Origin of the sequence: Nocardia sp. NPDC005366 (assembly GCF_040606855.1) — a bacterium.
Lineage (GTDB): Bacteria > Actinomycetota > Actinomycetes > Mycobacteriales > Mycobacteriaceae > Nocardia.
In genome coordinates, this window is record NZ_JBEXFQ010000003.1 from 24,580 (window position 1) to 37,122 (window position 12,543).

A 12,543-nucleotide genomic window follows, 5' to 3' on the forward strand; every position below is an offset into this window, starting at 1 on the left:
CTCCCCGCCCCGCCCGGAGCGAGTCTTACGAGCGACCGTTCGCGGCCCCCTGGCCGCCGAAACCTCAGTGATCGAGTTCGCGCGCGACGGCGCGGACGACCTCCGAAATACGTTGCGTCATCTTGCGATCCGGGTATTTTCCCCGGCGCAGGTCCGGCTGGACCTTCGTTTCCAGCAGCGTGATCATGTCTTCGACCAGGCCGTGCAGTTCGTCGGGGCTCTTACGCGGCTGGGTGGATTCCTTGCGGGCGCCGCGCTCGCGTTCCTGCCCGGCGCGCACCGACGGCGGGGCCTCGAGCAACTTCAGGCTGAGGGCCTGCGGTCCACGACGTCCCGCGGCCATGCCGAATTCGACGCGCTGGCCCGGTTTGAGACCTTCGATGCCGTCGGGCAGCGCGGACGAACGGACGTAGACGTCCTCCCCCTCGTCCTGGGAAAGGAAGCCGAAGCCCTTTTCGACGTCGTACCACTTAACCCTGCCGGTCGGCACTGTGCTCACCCGTTCATCATCGAAACCCGGGCCCCATCGGCCCGAGCACATCCGTCTGCCCGGAACTGTTGCGACGTCTACCGTCGCGAACGTTCTGTCAGTTTGCGTAAAGAACGCGCCCCACAAGCCTGTAGGACGCGATCGCACTCGAGTCTACCCCGGTGGCGATTGCCGAAGCACATCAGTTTTACGGTCATCGAGTGACGAACCCATCCGCGCCACCGCCGCCGAGCGGCCCGCCGCGTCGCGCGAGCGACCGGCTCCTGTATGCCGCGCTCGCGTTGTTCGCTATCGGACTGCTCGCCATCGTCGCCATCTTCCTCACGCCGATCCTGAGCGACTCCGATCCGGCGCTGTGGCTCTACCTGACGGCGATGCTGACGCCGGTCGGTTTCATCCTCGGCGTGTTCTACGCGCTGTGGTCCGGCCGCCGATCCCGATGACCCGTCATGAATCACCCGTCGCGGCACGACGGTGATTACCCGGGTCGACGAAGGCTGAATCAATATGTGATCCTCATCACATAACGGTCCGGTCACGAGGGTCACGCGTCGCGCGAACCAACGATTCTGAACGCTTCTAGCTGCGCGGAAGCGTTTTCCCGCGCGTCGATACCGTGTCGAGACCTGTTCGTACACGCCGGTTATCAAATAGTGATTTTTCGCGGCGATCGTCGTACCGTCTATCTCAGCCGGGCAATCCCGGCACCACCGGCCCGCCGCACCGAACCTCACCCCGCGGGTACCGGACCCCGACGGAAACAGGGGTGGGGGCGGGACGGACGACCTCTCAGTCCGAACCCGAGCGAGACTCTCGCAGGTGCGGACGAGAGGAAGACACCCGATATGAGTGGACGCCATCGCAAGCCGACTTCCACCGGTCGCACCGTTGCCAAGGTCGCCGTCACCGGCGCCATCATCGGCACCGCAGGTGTGGCCCTCGCTGGAAACGCCAGCGCGGCACCCGACTCCGACTGGGATCGCCTCGCACAGTGCGAAGCCGGCGGCAACTGGGGCATCAACACCGGTAATGGTTTCCAGGGCGGTCTGCAGTTCTCGCCCAGCACCTGGAAAGCCCACGGTGGCCAGGAATACGCCGCCAGCGCCAATCAGGCATCCCGTGAAGAGCAGATCGTTGTCGCCGAAAAGGTTCTGGCCTCCCAAGGCTGGGGCGCTTGGCCCTCCTGCTCCTCCTCGCTCGGCCTGAGCAGCAGCCCCTCCCAGCGCTCCGCCCCCGCCGCCGAATCGCCGCGCTGGAACCCGACACCGTCCGCGCCGCAGGTCCAGGCCGCCGATGCCAACCAGGAGATCTTCCAGGCCGTGGATCGCGCCATCGCCGTGGTGCAGCAGCAGGGCGTGCAGATTCCGCAGCAGGCTCTCGATTTCCTCAACGCCAGCAAGGGCGCGCAGCTCGACCCGCACGTCGTGGACTTCTTCGCGGCCAACAAGGGCTTCCTGCCCCAGTAGACCTCATCACGAATAAGGCCCCCGCATCAACGAGGATGCGGGGGCCTTATTCGTATCTGCGGACCTTCCGGCCCGGAGATCAGCGGTTGATCACCGTCTGCGGATGCACATAGGGCAGCTGATCGGCCGGGAGCGGAAATTCGGTGTCCTCGCCGTAGGGGGAGAGATTACCGGAACGAGTCGACGAGAGTTCGGTGACGGCGTGGTCACCATCGGCCAGTTTCGGCCATCCATTGTCGACATAGGGTTTCTTCGATTTGTTCACCACAGCCCTATTCTGACATGCGCGGCAACCCCGGCGACTTCGTCCTCACGCTCCGACGGACAGACAGGTTCCATTAGTCTCGAAATCGAATGGTGATACGACGACCGATCTCGGGAGCACATGGGCAACTCGTCCGGCACGCCCGGTACCACACGGGGCATCGCGCCGCAGCACAGCGACACCGGGCGCGAGGAAGGGACGGCAGCGGATCGAAAACCCGCGCGCCGCGCTACCGACTCGCTGGCCGGGTGGTTGAGCGCGCGCACCGACGCTCAACTGGTCGCCCTGCTGCACGTGCGGCCCGATCTGGCTGTGCCGCTTCCTTCCTCGATGACGGTGCTCGCGGCGCGCGCCGAACAGCGCGCCTCGGTGCTGAGGGCCACCGATGATCTCGACACTCTCGAATTCGCCATCGTGGAGATGCTCACGGTCCACAGCGCCGCACGTCCCGCGGGAGACGCCACGCCGCTGAGCCGCAAGGCGTTGCGGGACGCGCTCACGGGCCGGGTGACCAAGGTGGCGCTGGACGCCGCCCTGGAGCGGCTGACGGCCCGCGCCCTCGTCTGGCTCGACGGTGACGATCTGCACCTGGTGCCTGCCACCGCCGAGGCCCTGCCGTGGCCGCTCGGCAGCACCACCGAGATCCCGGACGCGCTGACCGAACCCGAGATCGTGGCATCGCTGGCCGAACTCGCCCCGCCCGAACGCGCGCTGCTGGACAAACTCGCCACCACCGGCCCGCGCGGACGCACGAGGGATGCCGCGCCGGGCACGCCGGCGGATCGTCCCATCCAGCGGCTCCTGACCCGACGACTGCTGCACCGCATCGATGACGAGACGGTGGAGCTGCCCGTCACGGTCGGCCAGGTACTGCGCCGCGAGCCGGTGACGCATCCGCACAATCTCACGCCGCCGAAGCCCGATCCGGGTAAGCACACGCCCGCGGAGGTGAATGCCGTCGCGGCGGGTGAGGTGGGCGAGCTGCTGCGCCATTGTGCCGACATCGTGGAATCGCTCGGTCAGCTTCCCGCCCCCGCGCTGCGCGCGGGCGGGCTCGGCGTGCGGGAGTTGCGGCGCATCGCCAAGCAGATCGGCGTCGAGGAGAACCGCGCGGGGTTGCTGGTCGAATTGCTCGCCGCCGCCAGTCTGATCGAGAAGGGTTTGCCAGAACCCGCTCCCGCGATCGACTCCACCGACGACTTCTGGGCGCCGACCCCGGCCGCCGACAGCTGGCTGGAGGCGCCGCCCGCCCGTCGCTGGGTGACCCTCGCGCTGGCCTGGCTGGATATGGACCGGATGCCGTGGATGATCGGCATGCGCGACGCGAATGACAAACCGCTGGCCGCGCTCTCGATCGAATTGCGCAATCCGCACGCGCCACGGGATCGCCGCGACATCCTCGGCCTGCTCGCGGAATATCCTTCCGGCACATCGCTGGAGCCCGCCGATATCGGCCGGGTGTTGGCCTGGCGGCAACCGCGCAGGCGCAGGCATTTCCGCAACGAAGCGGTGACACATACGCTGCGCGAGGCCGCGGAACTGGGATTCGTCGGCCGTGGTGCGCTCGGGTCGCCCGCACGGGCCCTGCTGCACAGCGCGACCACCAACGCCGCCGACGCCGAGACCGCCATGGCGGCGGCGCTGCCCGAGCCGGTGGATCATGTACTCGTACAGGCCGACCTGACGGTGATCGCCCCCGGCCCGCTCGTTCCCGAGCTGGGCAGGCGGATAGCCCTCGTGGCCGACGTCGAATCCGCGGGCGCGGCCACCGTGTACCGGATCGGGGAAACCTCGGTGCGGCGCGCGCTCGACGCGGGGATGACCGCGGCGGAACTGCACGCGCTGTTCGGAACGTATTCACGCACGCCGGTACCGCAAGCACTGACATATCTGATCGATGATGTGGCGCGACGACACGGCCGCCTTCGAGTCGGGATGGCGCAATCCTTCCTTCGCAGCGACGACCCAGCGCTGCTGGCCCAGGTACTGGCCGCCCCGGTGGCGAGTGAACTGGCGCTACGGGCCATCGCGGAGACGGTCGCCATCGCCCAGGCCCCGCTCGCCGAAGTGCTCGAGCGGCTGCGGGCGGCGGGTTTCGCGCCGGTCGGCGAGGATTCGGCCGGTGTCATCGTCGATCTGCGTCCACGTGGCACGCGGATCTCGGTGCGGCCCCTGGCGCGCAGGCCCTACCGGCCTTCCGCGCCGAATACCGGACAACTCGAATTGCTCGTCGCCGAGTTACGGGCAGGCGAGCGCGCGGCGGGCGCTCGCTCCGGACAGGAGGTGCGCGCCGACGGCACCCGCACCAGCACCGCCGCGACCCTGGCATTGCTGCAGTTGGCTGCCAAGGTGCGGCGGTCGGTGAATATCGGCTACGTCGACGCGTCGGGCGTCGCGATCCAGCGTGTGGTCGAACCACTGAAGGTGGGTAACGGGCAACTGGACGCGCTGGACCCGGTGACCGGCACGGTCCGGCATTTCACCCTGCACCGGATCGCCTCGGTGGCCATGCTCGACTGACCGGCCGATCGCGCGTACTACGGCTTGGCCACGCAGAAAAGGGTTTTGGGGTCGGGAACGGTGAGGAATTGTTGCGCGTTGTCGCACAGCAGCTCGTCGGTTTCCCCGTCGATGCGCTGGAGGACCTTGAAAGTCGCGTCGGGAGAAGCGCAATCGGCCCACTTGTAGGGAGAGGTGCTCACGTCGTTGTAGCAGGCGCCCTGCGCGAAATTCGGTGCGAGGCACATGAACGTTGTCCGGCCACTCACCGATTTCTCTGTGTAGCTGGTGTATTCGTTCGACGGGCATTCGGTTTTGGTGCCGAAGGTCTGGAAGACCTTGTAGACGGCCTTCGGTGACGAACAGTCGATCGGCTCGCCTTCGGTGGCGGTCGGGGAATTGTTGGTGATGTTGATGCAGTCGCCGACCTCGGTCTTGGCCACATCGGACTTCGTCGCATCGTCGACGGCCGAACAACCGGTCACCGCCGCCGCGAGGGCGGCCACCGCCAGGAGGCCCGGCGCGACGCGCACCGACAGCCTCACACCTGGGAACTTCACGTGAAAACCTCTCTCACCGGGAAAGTTCACGTTGCTCGTGAACGCGGTGAGGATACCTGCACGATCGCGGTGGCCGCATCCGATCCCCGGCCGGACGGACCAGCCTCAGAGGGTCAGGCCGTACATCCCCAACGTGGAATATCCGAGAATCCTCGGCACCAGACCGAACAGCAGCAGAAGTCCAGAATTATTCACTCACAATACCTTCCATAAGCGCCCACCACGTGGACGTTCGCCCAACTCGTGTGATGTGTCGCACCGAGTGGACCCATCGTTACGCTTGGACAGTATGGCCCTAGAAGACGCCGCCCGCGACCTGTACGGGCTCGATCCCACGGAATTCGTCGCGGCGCGCGCCGGTCTCGTCGCCGCGGCCAAGGCGGCGGGCGACCGGGATCTCGCGGACGCCATCGGCCGCCTGCGCAAACCGACCGTCAGCGCGTGGACGGCCAACCTGCTTGCCCGCTCGGCCCCCGCCGAGGTGGACGCGTTGCTCCGGCTCGGAGCCGCCCTGCGCAAGGCCCAGCGGGAATTGTCCGGCGATCGCCTCCGCGCCTTGGGAACCCAACGTCAGCAGGTCGTCACTGCGATGGCCGAGCGGGCAGGCGCACTCGCCGCCGACCACGGCCGCCCGGTCAGCGACACCGTCGTGCGCGAGGTCGGCCGGACGCTGACCGCGGCACTGGCGGATTCCGATGTCGCCGCGCGGCTCAGCGCGGGCACGCTCGCGACCGCGGCCGATTACGAGGGTTTCGGCCCCGCGGGCCCCGCGCTGGCCACGGCGCCGACCGCGCCGGCACCCGAGGAACCCGCGTCCGCGACCGACGAGACGAGCGCGGACCCGGCCCGCGCGGAACTGGACGAGGCCCTCGCCGAACTCGAATCAGCGCGCGCCGCGGCCGATTCCGCCCGCACCGAAGCGGAGCTGACGGCCGATCGGCTCGCCGAGGCGGAGCAACGCCTCACCACCGTTCGCGCCGAACTCTCCCATGCCGAACAGCAGCGGCAATTCGCCCGAACCGCCGAACACGACGCGCGGGAACGGCTTCGGCTCGCCCAGCGGCATCTGGACCGCGCCGAACGCCGTGCGGGCCGGGCACGCGAACGCGTCGACGGCGACTAACCGCGCAGCGCGCCGGGAAAGAGGTACTCCCGCGGCGGCGGCACGGTGTCATCGAGCCAGGCACGGAGGAAGCCGGACAGATCCGTCGGCGATTTCGTCTGCACGAAGGTGCGGAACTCCGGCATCGAGGCGTTCCCGTAGACGTGCGCGGCGATGAATTCGCGTACCGCGCCGAAGAACACGTCGTCACCGAGTCGCTTGCGCAAAGCGTGCAGGAACAGTGGGCCCCGGTAGTACACCGAGGTGAACTCCCGTCCCGCACCGGGATTTCCCAGCGGGATATCCCAATATTTCTGATCGTTCAGATGTCGGGTGACGGTGTCGCGGTAGTCCGCGTCCACGTCGACGCCTTCCATGCGTTCGGGCCACAGATAGTCGGCGGTATAGCTGGCGAAACATTCGTTCAGGCAGATATCGGACCACTGGCGCACCGACACCGAATCGCCCCACCACTGATGGGCGATTTCGTGGACGACGGTCGGCAGATCGGTCCAGGGCGCGTAGATCGGCCGCGTCTGGGTCTCCAGCGAGAATTCGATATCGGCGTCGACGTAGATACCGCCCGCGGCTTCGAAGGGATACGGCCCGTAGAGCGCCTCGGCGAAATCCAGGATCTCGGGAAGCCGCTGCTCGGTCTCCCGATTTCCCTCCGACTCCGGGGCGAAGGCGCTCAACAGGGGCGTCCCGTCGGCACGGCGCTGCTCCAGAAAGCCGAAGCGGTCGATGGCGACGGTGGTCAGGTAGCCGAGCACCGGTCGACGCGACTCCCAGTCGACGATCCGCTTATCGCCCCGCACCGTGTCTGCGGTGCGCGTTCCGTTGGAGACCACCTCCCATTCGGCGGGCACGGTGGCGTGCAGGGCGAACGTCGCCTTGTCCAGCGGAGTGTCGTTGAGCGGGTACCAGGTGGTGGCCGAATGCGGTTCTCCCGCGACGAAGGCGCCGCCGCTCGGCGAGATCGTCCAGCCCTCGCCCTCGCTGTCGGATGCCTGGCCCGCGTACTCGACCTGGACGGTGAAGGGCAGGCCGGGCAGCAGCGGGAGCAGCGGGGTCACGGTCAGTTCGTGCTCGCCGTTGCGATCGAAGGCGGCGGGCAGATTGTTCACCGACACCATGCGCACGGCGGGGCCGTCGAAATCCAGGTTGAACGCGCGCAGCGCCTGGGTTGCCGTCGCGTCGACGCGGGTCCGGCCGACGAGTTCGCGACTCGGCGGGTCGTAATCGATGGTCACGTCGTAATGGCGGACGTCGTAGCCGCCGTTGCCGTCCTCCGGGTAGTACGGATCACCGAGGCCGGGAGACCCGACGCACGAATCGGCAAGGGCGAGCGCGGGTTGCGCCACGACCAGTACCGCCGCCACTGCCGCGGCCCCGAGGCCGGACAACCTCACTCGACCACCGCCCTTTCGATAACCGCCCTTTCGACAACCGCCCCTTTCGACAACCACCCCTGACTCGGCACCGCTGGATGGTAGCTGGTTCAGTCGACGCTGCCGCCGATCGCCACCGACGCGCCGAGACCGACGATCATCACGCCGCCCGCGCCCCCGACCGCCTCCAACCTACGCGGCGACCGCGCGAACCAGGTTCGCGCCGAGACCGCCAGCATCGCCCACACGCTGTCGCTGACCAGCGCGATCGCGATGAATACGGTGCCAAGGATCAGCAATTGCCAGGGCAGCCGCCCGGCCGAGGGCTCCGCGAAATGCGGAAGCACGGCGGCGAAGAAGACGATCGCCTTCGGATTCGTCACCCCGACCACGAGGCTCTGGCGCAACACCCTCGCATCGGCATCGGCATCGGCATCGGGCGCGGGGTCGACCCGCGCGCCGAACGCCTCGCGCAACGATTTTCGCTCCCGGATGGCCTGCACGCCGAGGTACATCAGATACAGCGCCCCGGCGAGTCTGACCACGGTGAGCGCGAGCGACGACGCCATGAGCAGAGTCCCGAGCCCCAGCGCGACGACCACGAGGGCCGCGTAGACCCCCGCCGCGTGACCGACCACCGAGAGCAGGGCGGCGCGCCGCCCGAGGGTGAGCGCCCGGCCGATCGTGAAAAGCACACCCGGACCGGGCACGACGATGAGGACGAACGCTGCCGCGACGAATGCCAGCAGATTGGAAGCTGGAACCATGCAACGAGTCTAGACAGGCGCGCAAGGCGTTTTCGCGGGTTCGCCGCGCCAGTACGGGCCCGGCGCAGGCGGTTTCACGACCCCAGGTCGCCAGGGAGTTGCTGCGGATCGAGCAACAGGCGTTTGGCCGATGTGTCGCGCACCTTGGCGGCGAGGGCGAGATTATCGGTGAGCAGCCGCCACTCCGCCTCGCTGATCGCGGCGCGGGCCCGATCGATGACGGATCCGTCCCTCGTGCCCCACGCGATCGGCATCGCGCTCACCGTCTGCCAGCGTTCTCCGACCTGGCGCGGGGCCCGGTCGGTGCGGATCGCGACCGACGGCACCCGCTCACCGGCCCGCTTGTGATGGCCGGGCAGATCGCGAACCTTCCGGGTGACCAGGGCGTAGCGGTGGTCGGGAGTGTCCGGTCTCGAGATATCGACGAGGGCGAGCAGCACCACACCGGACGGATGCGTTTCCGAGACCACCGCGGGCACCAGTTCACCGTCGGCGTACAACTTGTCGATACTCGACCGATGCGGGGCCCACAGCGCGACCCACAGCGCGACGACCGCGCCGAGGACAAAAGCGACGGCGAGCAGATAGGACCACGGATGGTCCAACCAGATCAGGTAGGCCGCGGCGGCGGCGGCGAGCGCCGCCGCCGCGATCGCCATGATGCGCAACCGGCGTAGGTCGGCGAATACCTCGTTCACCGCATGGGCGTGGCTGCGGTCCACCGGGAATTCGAAGCGTCGCACGTTTTCTTCCTAGCACACGTTTCGGAGGAATCGCCTCCGCTTATCCGATGGCCGGCCCCAGCAAGTCGTCGGCGTCCGTAATGCGATAGGCGTACCCCTGTTCGGCCAGGAAACGCTGCCGGTGGGCGGCGTATTCGGCGTCCAGCGTGTCACGTGCGACCACCGAATAGAAGTGGGCTTGGCCACCGTCGTGTTTCGGTCGCAACAACCGCCCGAGCCGCTGTGCCTCCTCCTGGCGCGAACCGAACGTTCCCGAAACCTGCACCGCGACAGAGGCTTCGGGTAGATCGATGGAGAAATTCGCGACCTTGCTGACCACGAGCACCTGGATCTCGCCGCGCCGGAAGGCCTCGAAGAGTTCCTCGCGCTCTTTGGTTTTGGTCGACCCCTGGATCACCGGCGCGTTCAGTTCGACGCCCAATTCGTCGAGCTGATCGAGGTAGGCGCCGATCACCAGGGTCGGCGCGTCCTTGTGCTTGGCCAGGATCGATTGGACCACGGGCATTTTCGTGCGCGCCGTCGAGCACAACTTGTAGCGCTCCTCCGGCTCCGCGACGGCGTAGGCCATCCGCTCGGCATCGGTGAGCGTGACCCGGACCTCGACGCAGTCGGCCGGGGCGATCCAGCCCTGCGCCTCGATATCCTTCCACGGGGCGTCGTAGCGTTTCGGGCCGATCAGCGAGAACACGTCGCCCTCCCGGCCGTCCTCGCGCACGAGCGTCGCGGTCAATCCGAGTCTGCGCCGCGACTGGAGATCGGCGGTCATCCGGAAGACCGGCGCGGGCAGCAGATGCACCTCGTCGTAGATGACAAGACCCCAATCGCGGCTGTCGAAGAGTTCGAGGTGCTTGTATTCGCCCTTGGTGCGGCGGGTGATCACCTGGTAGGTCGCGATGGTGACCGGGCGGACCTCTTTGCGTTCACCGGAGTACTCGCCGATCTCGTCCTCGGTCAGCGAGGTGCGCGCCAGCAGTTCGCGCCGCCACTGCCTGCCCGCGACGGTATTGGTGACCAGGATCAGCGTCGTCGCCTTGGCCCGCGCCATCGCGGCGGCGCCGACCATCGTCTTGCCCGCGCCGCACGGCAGCACGACCACGCCGGAGCCGCCCGCCCAGAACGAATCGGCGGCCATCCGCTGGTAATCGCGCAACTCCCAATGGCCGCCCTCGTAATCGAGGTCGATGGGATGGGCCTCACCGTCGACGTAACCCGCCAGATCCTCCGCGGGCCAGCCGATCTTCAGCAGCATCTGCTTGATCCGGCCGCGTTCGGAGGGATGCACCTGCACGGTGTCGTCATCGATGCGGGCACCGAGCATGGGCGCGATCTTCTTATGCCGCAGCACCTCCTCCAGCACCGCGCGATCGAGGCTGACCAGCATCAACCCGTGCGCGGGATGTTTGACCAACTGCAACCGGCCGTATCTGGCCATGGTGTCGACGATGTCGACGAGCAGCGGCTGCGGCACCGCGTACCTCGAATAGGTGACCAGGGCGTCCACCACCTGTTCGGCGTCGTGACCCGCCGCCCGCGCGTTCCACAGCGCCAGCGGGGTCACCCGATAGGTGTGCACATGTTCGGGCGCGCGCTCCAACTCGGCGAACGGCGCGATGGCCTGGCGTGCCAGGTCGGACGACTCGTGGTCGACCTCCAGCAACAGCGTTTTGTCGCTCTGCACAATCAGCGGACCGTCGGTCACAGTCTCTCCTCGTATCTGGCGGTCGGACGCCCATCCCCCGGCGGCGGGCCGGTTCGCCCACCCGATCACGCCGATCGGGGCCCATTCTCCCCGAAACCACCGACAATCAGTGCCCCGGCGCCGATGCGACCCGCGCCCGATAGCGCGGCACATCGATCAACTCCGGAACTACAGCGTTTCACCCGCCCGATTTGTTCCGGCGGCCCCCGCCGACCGGTCGAGATCACAGCAGGTCCACCGGTCCTCGAGTGGACCGAGACAGGTCCCCCGGACGTGCGCGACGATCGCATCATGATCGGAACTGCGGCGATTGTCGGGGTGGCGGCGGCGGCATTGGGCATGGTGCTCACGCCGGGGCCGAACATGATGTATCTGGTGTCACGCACGGTGTCGCAGGGTCGCGGAGCGGGACTGATATCGCTGACCGGGGTGGCAGCGGGGTTCGGCGTCTACCTCGCGGCAGCGACAGCGGGGATCACCACGGTGTTCGCGGTGGTGCCCGGGTTGTATCTGGCGCTGAAAATGGCCGGGGCGGCCTACCTGCTGTGGCTTGCGTGGCGGGCCGTGCGCCCCGGCGGTGTGTCGGTGTTCACCCCGAGCGCGATGCCGGCCGATCCGGCCCGGCGGCTGTTCACGATGGGTCTGGTGACGAATCTGCTGAATCCGAAGATCGCGATCATGTACATGGCGCTGATCCCGCAGTTCGTCGCGCCGGAGCGCGGACACCTGTGGTGGCAGAGTCTGTGCCTCGGCTCGGTGCAGATCGCGGTGGCGCTGACGGTGAACGGGCTGATCGTGCTCGGAGCGGGCGGTATCTCGAACTTCCTGACCGGGCGACCGCTATGGCTGCGGGCCCAACGCTGGCTGATGGGCTCGATGCTCGGGGCGATCGCGGTGATGGTGGCGACCGATCGAGCGCGACCGGTGCCCGCGTAAGCGGGCGAGCACGGCACAGCACGGTCCACCGGGACGAGGCCTCCGATCGACCTCGCCGGTTGTGAGCCCCCGATGCCTATCTGCCCAATCGGTAAGTGAGCTGGGCGAATCGACCGATCTGCTCGACCTTCGTCAGCGTCATGCGTTCGGCGAGGACGCGCCGCGGCAGCAGCGGCGCGCCCGCTCCCAGCGTCACCGGCGCGACGGTCGCGATGATCTCGTCCAGCAGGCCCGCGTCGGCGAACTCGCCCGCCAGGCCGCCGCCGCCGATGATCCAGATATCCTTCTCGCCCGCGGCCTCCGTCATCTCCCGGTGCACCGGTTCGACCCCACCGGAGACGAAGCGAAGGTTCGCACCGGCCACGGCGGGCAGATCGCGGTGGGTGAAAACCCAGGTCGGCAGGTCGCCATAGGTGCTCTGCCAGGATTCGGCCGAATCGTTCGCGAGTATCCATTCGTAGGTGGTCGCACCCATGCACATGGCTCCGATTCCAGCGAAGAAGCGTGCGAAATCGGCGTCCGTCTCACCGCCGTTCTCCACCTCGAACAGCCAGGTGAGCGAGTTGTCCTGATCGGCGATGAAACCGTCGAGGCTGGTGGCCGTGTAGTACCGCGTCGTCGTCAT

Annotated in this window: 13 protein-coding genes; 5 read left to right on the forward strand and 8 right to left on the reverse strand. The window is 67.7% G+C overall.

Annotation, left to right across the window (positions count from 1 at the left end; translation table 11 throughout):
• Positions 1-64: 64 nt before the first annotated feature.
• On the reverse strand, positions 65-490 hold the full coding sequence (locus ABZS43_RS04470; RefSeq protein WP_355034688.1) for a cold-shock protein: 426 nt from the start codon (positions 488-490) through the stop codon (positions 65-67).
• 200 nt (positions 491-690) lie between these two features.
• On the opposite strand from ABZS43_RS04470, the gene ABZS43_RS04475 reads away from it, so the two are divergent.
• Both ABZS43_RS04475 and ABZS43_RS04480 read left to right on the forward strand, forming a co-directional pair.
• On the forward strand, positions 691-933 hold the full coding sequence (locus ABZS43_RS04475) for a hypothetical protein (RefSeq protein WP_355034408.1): 243 nt from the start codon (positions 691-693) through the stop codon (positions 931-933).
• A 402-nt stretch (positions 934-1,335) separates the two neighbouring features.
• Entirely contained in the window at positions 1,336-1,956 is a 621-nt protein-coding gene (locus ABZS43_RS04480) for a transglycosylase family protein (RefSeq protein ID WP_355034409.1), read from the forward strand.
• Between the two features lie 79 nt (positions 1,957-2,035).
• On the opposite strand, the gene ABZS43_RS04485 is transcribed toward ABZS43_RS04480, so the two are convergent.
• Complete coding sequence (locus tag ABZS43_RS04485; RefSeq protein WP_355034410.1) at positions 2,036-2,224, reverse strand: hypothetical protein; 189 nt, start codon at positions 2,222-2,224, stop codon at positions 2,036-2,038.
• A 117-nt stretch (positions 2,225-2,341) separates the two neighbouring features.
• Between ABZS43_RS04485 and ABZS43_RS04490 the strand changes: the two genes are divergently transcribed.
• Positions 2,342-4,741 (forward strand): helicase-associated domain-containing protein, encoded by a 2,400-nt coding sequence (locus ABZS43_RS04490; RefSeq protein WP_355034411.1) that lies wholly within the window; start codon positions 2,342-2,344, stop codon positions 4,739-4,741.
• Positions 4,742-4,758: 17 nt separating this feature from the next.
• On the opposite strand, the gene ABZS43_RS04495 is transcribed toward ABZS43_RS04490, so the two are convergent.
• Positions 4,759-5,280 carry a hypothetical protein gene (locus tag ABZS43_RS04495; protein WP_355034412.1) on the reverse strand — a complete coding sequence of 174 codons (522 nt, stop codon included), beginning with the start codon at positions 5,278-5,280 and terminating at the stop codon, positions 4,759-4,761.
• 289 nt (positions 5,281-5,569) lie between these two features.
• Between ABZS43_RS04495 and ABZS43_RS04500 the strand changes: the two genes are divergently transcribed.
• Entirely contained in the window at positions 5,570-6,403 is an 834-nt protein-coding gene (locus ABZS43_RS04500; protein ID WP_355034413.1) for a hypothetical protein, read from the forward strand.
• Here ABZS43_RS04500 and ABZS43_RS04505 read toward each other — a convergent pair.
• From ABZS43_RS04505 to ABZS43_RS04520, 4 genes are all read right to left on the reverse strand, one after another.
• Entirely contained in the window at positions 6,400-7,794 is a 1,395-nt protein-coding gene (locus ABZS43_RS04505) for a M1 family metallopeptidase (protein ID WP_355034414.1), read from the reverse strand. The two genes, ABZS43_RS04500 and ABZS43_RS04505, sit on opposite strands and share 4 nt — an antisense overlap.
• 89 nt (positions 7,795-7,883) lie before the next feature.
• Positions 7,884-8,540, reverse strand: coding sequence for a LysE family translocator (locus ABZS43_RS04510; RefSeq protein WP_355034415.1), 657 nt, complete (start codon positions 8,538-8,540; stop codon positions 7,884-7,886).
• A 74-nt stretch (positions 8,541-8,614) separates the two neighbouring features.
• Positions 8,615-9,283: a DUF3239 domain-containing protein gene (locus ABZS43_RS04515; protein WP_355034416.1), complete on the reverse strand. Its 669-nt coding sequence runs from the start codon at positions 9,281-9,283 to the stop codon at positions 8,615-8,617.
• 40 nt (positions 9,284-9,323) lie between these two features.
• On the reverse strand, positions 9,324-10,982 hold the full coding sequence (locus ABZS43_RS04520; protein ID WP_355034417.1) for a DNA repair helicase XPB: 1,659 nt from the start codon (positions 10,980-10,982) through the stop codon (positions 9,324-9,326).
• Between the two features lie 291 nt (positions 10,983-11,273).
• Here ABZS43_RS04520 and ABZS43_RS04525 point away from each other — a divergent pair, with 291 nt between their 5' ends.
• A complete protein-coding gene (locus tag ABZS43_RS04525) occupies positions 11,274-11,918 on the forward strand; it encodes a LysE family translocator (RefSeq protein WP_355034418.1) in 645 nt (214 codons plus the stop codon).
• A 76-nt stretch (positions 11,919-11,994) separates the two neighbouring features.
• On the opposite strand, the gene ABZS43_RS04530 is transcribed toward ABZS43_RS04525, so the two are convergent.
• Positions 11,995-12,543: a dihydrofolate reductase family protein gene (locus ABZS43_RS04530; RefSeq protein WP_355034419.1), complete on the reverse strand. Its 549-nt coding sequence runs from the start codon at positions 12,541-12,543 to the stop codon at positions 11,995-11,997.